The following is a 6684-nucleotide window of genomic DNA, read 5'->3' as shown; positions in this document are numbered from 1 at the left end:
TACCGGGCGGATTGCGGACTTACACCGGTTAGAAACGTGCGCCGCCAGGCGCACTGCAAAAAAGTCTGCGAAAAAGTTTTTTCGCAGACTAAGTATTTTATGCAACTTTCGGAACTCCGGATACTCTCTCCGGCGATCCTTCTGTATATTTTTTAAAGACAATACTACCCACGTAACCAGCCAGCAGACCACCTGCTGCCGCTAAAACAAGCGCTAAGATTACTTTAAGTGGTGGGTTAAAAGCAAACGGTGCCAAAAGACCAGGAATCGGCGATGCCGTTCCAGGAGCATTATTGACGATACCAAGAGCAGCTGCCACCATGCCGGCAAGAGCGCCTCCGAAGAAATTTGATCCATAAATAGGAATGGGGTGACTCGTAACGATGTCCGCTTGCGTCAATGGCTCAAGCATGACCGCAATCACGTTACTCTTATTTCCGAATTTAAGACGATGGAAGATCATGCCGTTCGTAAAGGAACCGCCCACACAGGCAATAGCGGCGATGCCCATTGGCAGACCAGTTAATCCTAGCATAGCCGTCAGCGCCATGGAGCTTAAAGGCGAGGTACAAATCATCTTCATAATGCCGCCTAATAGGAGTCCCATCACAATTGGTGATTGCTCCGTGGCTGCTGTTACTGTACCGCCTACTTGAGCCAAGACAAAATCAACACCAGGGCTCACAACCATCACGATCACCCGCGCTAAAGGCGCAATTAATAGCGCGCCGCCGATAATATCGATTCCAAGAGGTAACTTCTTCTCCAAATATGGAGCCACAAAGCCCACTACGTAGCCGGCGATAAAGCCTGGGAGAATTCCATAGCCGCCAACTGCTACTCCGGCAACCACGGCTAGTACGGGGTTCGCCCCCATCGCAATCGGTACGAGAATGGCAGCGGCCACTCCCCCAAGGCTTCCCGAAGTTGCTCCTAGTTCCTGGAAAAACTGGATACCTAGTAAATCTCCAGAAATATATTTATGGACTGCTTCCACTAAAAAGGTGGCAATGGCAGCATTTGCCATACCTGACATCGCTAGTTGCCCTTTGGGCATTTTCAAACTAAAAAACGAAAAGACACCTAAAGCCGCTAGTAAAAGCGCCACTCCTGAAATAATCGTTAACATAAAAAAACTCCTTCCTTATCTCCTGTTTTTTCAACTTTCTGATAAGGAAAGAGTAAACCACTGCTTTCACAAAGTAACAAAAAGTAACATTTTTTTCGTTAACTTTGTAGGTTTTGCATAAATGTCGAGGGCAATTCTAGTGATAAATCACCTCACCGGTTCCGATTTTCTTCGCTTTTTATTTTGCCAATAACCGGCTCAGGGTTTCTTTGGCACCGACTTCGTGTAAAGAGTCGAGCGCCCACAAATATTCTTTCGTAAATTCTGGTTCGTTTACCAGATTGCCAAAGAAGGCTTCTTGACGAAGGAAGGCTAAGGAATCGTCTTTTTGCTTAGCCGCTGCTGCCATAACTTGCTCTTTAGCATTGTCAACTACATCAATCGGCTCTCCTTGCTCGTCTACGCCTTCTGCGTATCTTGCCCAAGACGCCACGATAGCGGCCGCATACTTAACGTCACCTCCCGTTTGTAGCTGATAGGCGATAATCGGCATCAACCATTTGGGAATACGATCAGAGGTTTCTGCCGCTAGGCGGGCAACTGTATCACAAACCTCTGCATTAGAAAAACGTTCAATCAATGATTTCTTATATTCATCAAGATCAATTCCCGGCAGCGGTGATAAGGTGGGGGTAGCATCCTGATTCATATAACCCATTAGAAACTCAGCAATTAAAGGATCTCTTGCGGCGTCGTGAACAAATCGATAACCCATTAACCAAGCGTAATACGCTAAGGCCTGATGACTCACGTTTAATAACCGCAATTTCATCAATTCATAAGGCTCAACCTCTTCCACCAACTGAACGCCTGCCTCTTCGTACGCTGGACGACCGCAGTTAAATTCATCTTCTAAAACCCATTGAATAAATGGCTCTGTGACTACTGGCCAGCCATCCTTAATTCCGTAACGGTCGTATACTGCCTGAATATCCTCTGGCGAAGTCCGCGGCGTAATTCTGTCTACCATGGAAGAAGGAAAGTTAACATTTTGCTCCATCCACGTTGCCATTTCGCCGTCTTTTAATCTGGCAAAGGCCAGAATCGCCTTTTTCGCCGCCACACCATTCTCCTGAATATTATCGCAGCTCATTACCGTAAATGGCGCAATTCCTCGTTCTTTTCTAAGCTTAAGTCCCTCATATACATAGCCAAACACCGTGCTCGGGAGGGCGCCTTCTGCCAAATCCGCTTGTACCGCCGGTGTCGTCGCAATAAATTCCCCAGTAATCTGATCAAAGTTATAGCCGCCCTCCGTAATGGTCATAGAGACAATTCTAATCTGCGGGTCTGCTAACTGCTCCACTAGCGCCTGAGGATCATCCGGTCCATAAAGGTAGTCGATAATCGAACCGATAATCCGGGAATCCCAGCTCCCGTTAGCGTTCTTTGACACCAAGGTGTAAAGATAGTCCTGAGCGGAAAGCGCTTTTTTCATCGCCTCATCTCCTGGTAGCAGGCCAGCGCCAACGATTCCCCAGTCTAGACATTTCCCCATATTCATCAGTTGATCCAAATAATAAGCCTGATGGGCCCGGTGGAAGCCTCCCACCCCAAAGTGAACCATTCCCGGAGTAACCTCTCCTCGGTCATACTGGGGTACAGCTAACTTAGCGCTTAACGTTTCCAGAGTTTCATTGCTTAGTAAAACTGCTGATTTGTCATTTCCCATAACGCATTCCTTCTCCTTATGTGTTTTATTCTGGATAACTCTTTCCCCTAATATAGCACAGTCAATACCGAGTGTGTGAAAATAATCACTCTTTTTTTACAAATGTTCATTCTGACAATAGGTCACTAGCGCATTCAGGAAGTTGCGCACCTTGACATTCCCCCGTTCAGACGACTTTCCTTTGATATAATCCATCTCTTTGCGGACCTGGGAAAAGCTGTATAAAGTATTTGCATACTCTTCAAACGTAGGGTTACCAAAGTCCTCAAGGCCCAGATTAGCTAGGTGCCCGAGGCCGTTCATCGCTGCCCGGCGCACCCTTTGCTCCATTGTCTTTGGCGACTCCTGAAGAGCCGTACACACCTCTCCTAACGTTACCTCCCCAAGATAGATTCCGCGTTCCAACAGATACTCCGTAATCCGCAAGATATCTCGGCTACCCGTCTCGCCCACAATTCCTAGTTGACGGAGGATATTCGTAACCACTTCATTTCCTTTTCCTGGTTTTTCCTTTACTATATCGCTGGGTTTCGGCTCGCTAAAGAGCCCTTTAATCTTCTCGTAGGTTTCCTGAATGGCTTGCTTTTCCCCTACATTTTTGATAACCGCTTCCACTTCAACAGCGTTAATCGGTTTCTGAATAAAGAACTCTACCCCGTTCTCATAAGCCTTAGCAATCATTTCCTTCGAGGATACTTGCGAGAGCATAATAACCCCGCTTCTTAAGCCTTTCTCTTTCAGACTTTTCGTTACGGCAATCCCGTCCATCTCTGGCATTAGCAAATCGATCAAAAGCAAATCCGGCTGTAAATCCAGAAGTTCATCCTGAGCCGTGGCGGGATTCGTTGACATACCGCAGATCTCGCCTAGCTCTCTCACCTCGATAATCTGTTTTAACAAAAGCAAAATATGACGGTCATCATCTAGCAAATATATTTTCATAATCTACACCTCACTGGTCTTCAAAGTAAATTCAAAAGTCGTTCCCCGCTCACTACTCTCTACTTCGATTACGCCACCAAAATCTTTATTAATCATATTACTCACTAGAGAAAGGCCTAGCCCTCTGCCCACTTCTCCCGTCTCGTAGTTTATCTTCGTCGAAAAACCTGGCAGAAAGATTCCCGGCAGCGCTTCCTCGGATATCCCGTTACCGTTATCGCTTACCTTAAACCAGTAATACTCTCCACGTCTCTCCCCCTTAATCACTATCTGAACGCTTTTCTTCTTCGCTGCCTCTAAGGAGTTAATCATCAGATTACGGAAAACGGAAAGTAATAGATAATGCTTCGTCGTATAAAAGTTTTCCTCACACTCCACAATCACATCCATCCGCGTATTACCCGCATCAGCAATACGCCCCACGCTATCCCTTAATAAGGAAAGCATATCTAGTAAGTACATCCCCTCATCGTCCATATTATTTTCTGATTCTAGCACCACCTCTAAGCCTCTAAGAATCAGGAGGTACTCCTTCTTAATCTCGTGTACGTCCCGGCTAATATCTAGCGCCATCTCCGTGTACTCCTTCGCAAAACCTTGCTCCCGCAAATGGTCATAAAGCAGGTAGGAAGTACTCATCGTGTTTTCGATCATCTCGGTATTCTTACGGAGCCACACCAGCTCTTCGTTTAAACGCGAAATAAAGATTAGCAGCCTTTTGTACCGGTCCTCGTGCTCCTGTCGCATTAATAGGGAACGGTAATGGACAAATAATTGAACCAATAACCAAATGAGAAAAATACGTAAAAAGGCGATGAGAAAAATACCAAATTGACGCTCTAGGGTAAAAGACTCCCGCCCAAAACGCAGCAGCAGCTCTAACACATTTGAAGAGTAATCAATCACCACTAGCGGTAAAAACGGCGCCAACGGTCGTTCTTTCACCTGGGGGTAATACCACCTATTATAAATCCAGATAAGAAGGGTAAAGAGGGTATAGAAACACAATTCCGGGAACGCCACCTCCCAGGAATTCCCTCCGTAATTTCGCTGCGTGTACGCCACTAGCACCCGGGTCAAATACACTCCCAAGCCGCTCAAGAACATCAGTAGCGAAATATAAAAAGAGTCCATAATAAAAAAGACCACCAAGATAAAGACAATGGCCAATGATATTCTAAACTCACTAGTATAAAAGCTGATATTTAATTGTCCCGCCAAGATTGCAATGAAAGATAGTAACAGAGTTCTACTCAGTTTTTTGTTCACTTGCTTAACCTCTTTTCGTTTCCATACACAAAAAAAGCACCGCCCCCGAGCTCATTCCCGTCTCAAAAACAGCACTTTCAAGTACGCGATCGGGGGTTCGAACCCCGGACACCCTGATTAAGAGTCAGGTGCTCTGCCAGCTGAGCTAATCGCGCATACTTTGTATAAAATTAGTACAAAAGCTATTATATTAGAAAGGCTTGCGTTTTGCAAGCCTTTTTCTAATTTTTTCCCCGGAGAGCTACAAAAACGTCTTAATTCGCTGGGCAATGGCCTGATTTCCCTCTTTATTGGGGTGTACGCCGTCGACGAACCACTCGGGATGATCTTTCGTAAGATGGTAAAGGTCCACCACATCAAAATTATATTTTGTGGCGATTGTGCCTACGTCCTCACATATCTCATGGCGAATGATACTATCTTGAATATCGTAGCGGATAATACCGCCGAGGACAGGAAAGGCCTTTGGTGGCTTCATCAGGAGAATCTTTGGAACGTTCGGCAAATCCTTATAGGTCCTGACAAGCTCCTCAAGATCCTTCGGATATTCGTCTTCCTTCCAGTTAAATGTCTTTGAGTCATTGGTACCAAGCATAATGATGTAGGTGCTAGCCTTTCGCTCTAAGGACTTTCGATACTCCCTTTCCTCCACATAAGGCTGATCACCGCTTCTAAGGGCAGTCCGTCCTGGCAAGCCGTAATTAAATATTTCATAGCGTTCACCGAGAAGACGGCCAAGAATGGCGGGGTAGGAATTCTTCTTCGGCGATAAGACCCCTGAGCCGAAGGTGATACTATCACCAATGCAAGCAATTGTTTCTTTCATATTATAATTAATCTCCATTCCTTTTCTCGTACCTCTCATTGTAACAAATCTTCTTTAACAATTCATCCCCTTGATGGTATACTATAAACATTCAGAAAAGTTTAAAGGAGGATGGAAATGACAAAAGAACAAGTAGTCTGTAAAATCGAGCATCACGCGGTACTTTTTGCCCTCTTGGCAAAATACACCCTTAACTTCGCTAGTGATGACGGCGAGGATATCCTTTTTAAAGTGGTGGCAAATTACGGTCACGAACGAGGTAACCGAATGGCGGCAAACGCCCAGCGTTTTGGGGATCCTCTTTCTACCGCCAACAGCCAAGTCTACGGTGAATGGAAACCGGATTATGAAGGGCAGATGGACTTTGGGGTTATGAGATACGAGCCCTCTCTGCAAACGTACATCGCCAAATGCGCCTGGTGTGACGCCTGGCAAAAACACGGCTTGATGGATTACGGCAAGTATTACTGCGTCAATATTGACAACGCCTGGTACCAAGGATTTAATCCTGAGAAAGTCTGTACCCAGTTAAAGAAACCCATGAGTTGGGGTGGCAAGCGTTGTGAATTCGACTGGGAAGACGCTGTCTCTAGCGAAGAACAAGCAGCGATGAAAGCCCGTAAAGAAGAAATCGGTACCAACTGTATGCACGATTTCAACTTCCATACCGGGCATCTACTGGCCTCTTTTCGCAGTACCTTAGAAAAGGAAGCCGGTGATATTGCCGAGCTAGTCCTTAATAACGCGGTAAATGATTTCACCGAAATGTTTTCCGAAGAATATCTAACTGTATCGAGTAGGAGGCGGTGACTAACCGCCGTCCTCTCACAGCACCGTACGTACCGT

6 protein-coding genes and 1 tRNA gene are annotated in these 6684 nt (G+C 45.8%); 1 reads left to right on the top strand and 6 read right to left on the bottom strand.

Translation table 11 applies throughout. The features are described 5' to 3' along the window. Positions 1-97: 97 nt before the first annotated feature. The 6 genes from NHH16_RS14920 to NHH16_RS14895 form a co-directional block, all read right to left on the bottom strand. Positions 98-1129 carry a PTS sugar transporter subunit IIC gene (locus tag NHH16_RS14920; RefSeq protein ID WP_262070396.1) on the bottom strand — a complete coding sequence of 344 codons (1032 nt, stop codon included), beginning with the start codon at positions 1127-1129 and terminating at the stop codon, positions 98-100. Between the two features lie 178 nt (positions 1130-1307). After that, the gene (locus tag NHH16_RS14915; RefSeq protein ID WP_262070395.1) at positions 1308-2801 is read right to left on the bottom strand and encodes a mannitol dehydrogenase family protein; all 1494 of its coding nucleotides are present in this window, start codon (positions 2799-2801) and stop codon (positions 1308-1310) included. A gap of 96 nt (positions 2802-2897) precedes the next feature. Further along, the gene (locus NHH16_RS14910) at positions 2898-3743 is read right to left on the bottom strand and encodes a response regulator (RefSeq protein ID WP_262070394.1); all 846 of its coding nucleotides are present in this window, start codon (positions 3741-3743) and stop codon (positions 2898-2900) included. Between the two features lie 3 nt (positions 3744-3746). Next, positions 3747-5012 carry a sensor histidine kinase gene (locus NHH16_RS15685; protein WP_262070393.1) on the bottom strand — a complete coding sequence of 422 codons (1266 nt, stop codon included), beginning with the start codon at positions 5010-5012 and terminating at the stop codon, positions 3747-3749. 82 nt (positions 5013-5094) lie between these two features. Beyond that, positions 5095-5167 (bottom strand) — tRNA-Lys (locus tag NHH16_RS14900). Positions 5168-5253: 86 nt separating this feature from the next. Further along, complete coding sequence (locus tag NHH16_RS14895) at positions 5254-5877, bottom strand: GDSL-type esterase/lipase family protein (RefSeq protein WP_262070392.1); 624 nt, start codon at positions 5875-5877, stop codon at positions 5254-5256. Between the two features lie 78 nt (positions 5878-5955). Here NHH16_RS14895 and NHH16_RS14890 point away from each other — a divergent pair, with 78 nt between their 5' ends. Then, positions 5956-6648 carry an L-2-amino-thiazoline-4-carboxylic acid hydrolase gene (locus tag NHH16_RS14890; protein WP_262070391.1) on the top strand — a complete coding sequence of 231 codons (693 nt, stop codon included), beginning with the start codon at positions 5956-5958 and terminating at the stop codon, positions 6646-6648. Positions 6649-6684: the final 36 nt, after the last annotated feature.

It is taken from the genome of Ohessyouella blattaphilus, assembly GCF_024721265.1.
Taxonomy (GTDB): domain Bacteria; phylum Bacillota; class Clostridia; order Lachnospirales; family Lachnospiraceae; genus Aequitasia; species Aequitasia blattaphilus_A.
Note: the sequence above shows the minus strand (reverse complement) of the source record. Positions and strands in the feature narration are given on the sequence as shown.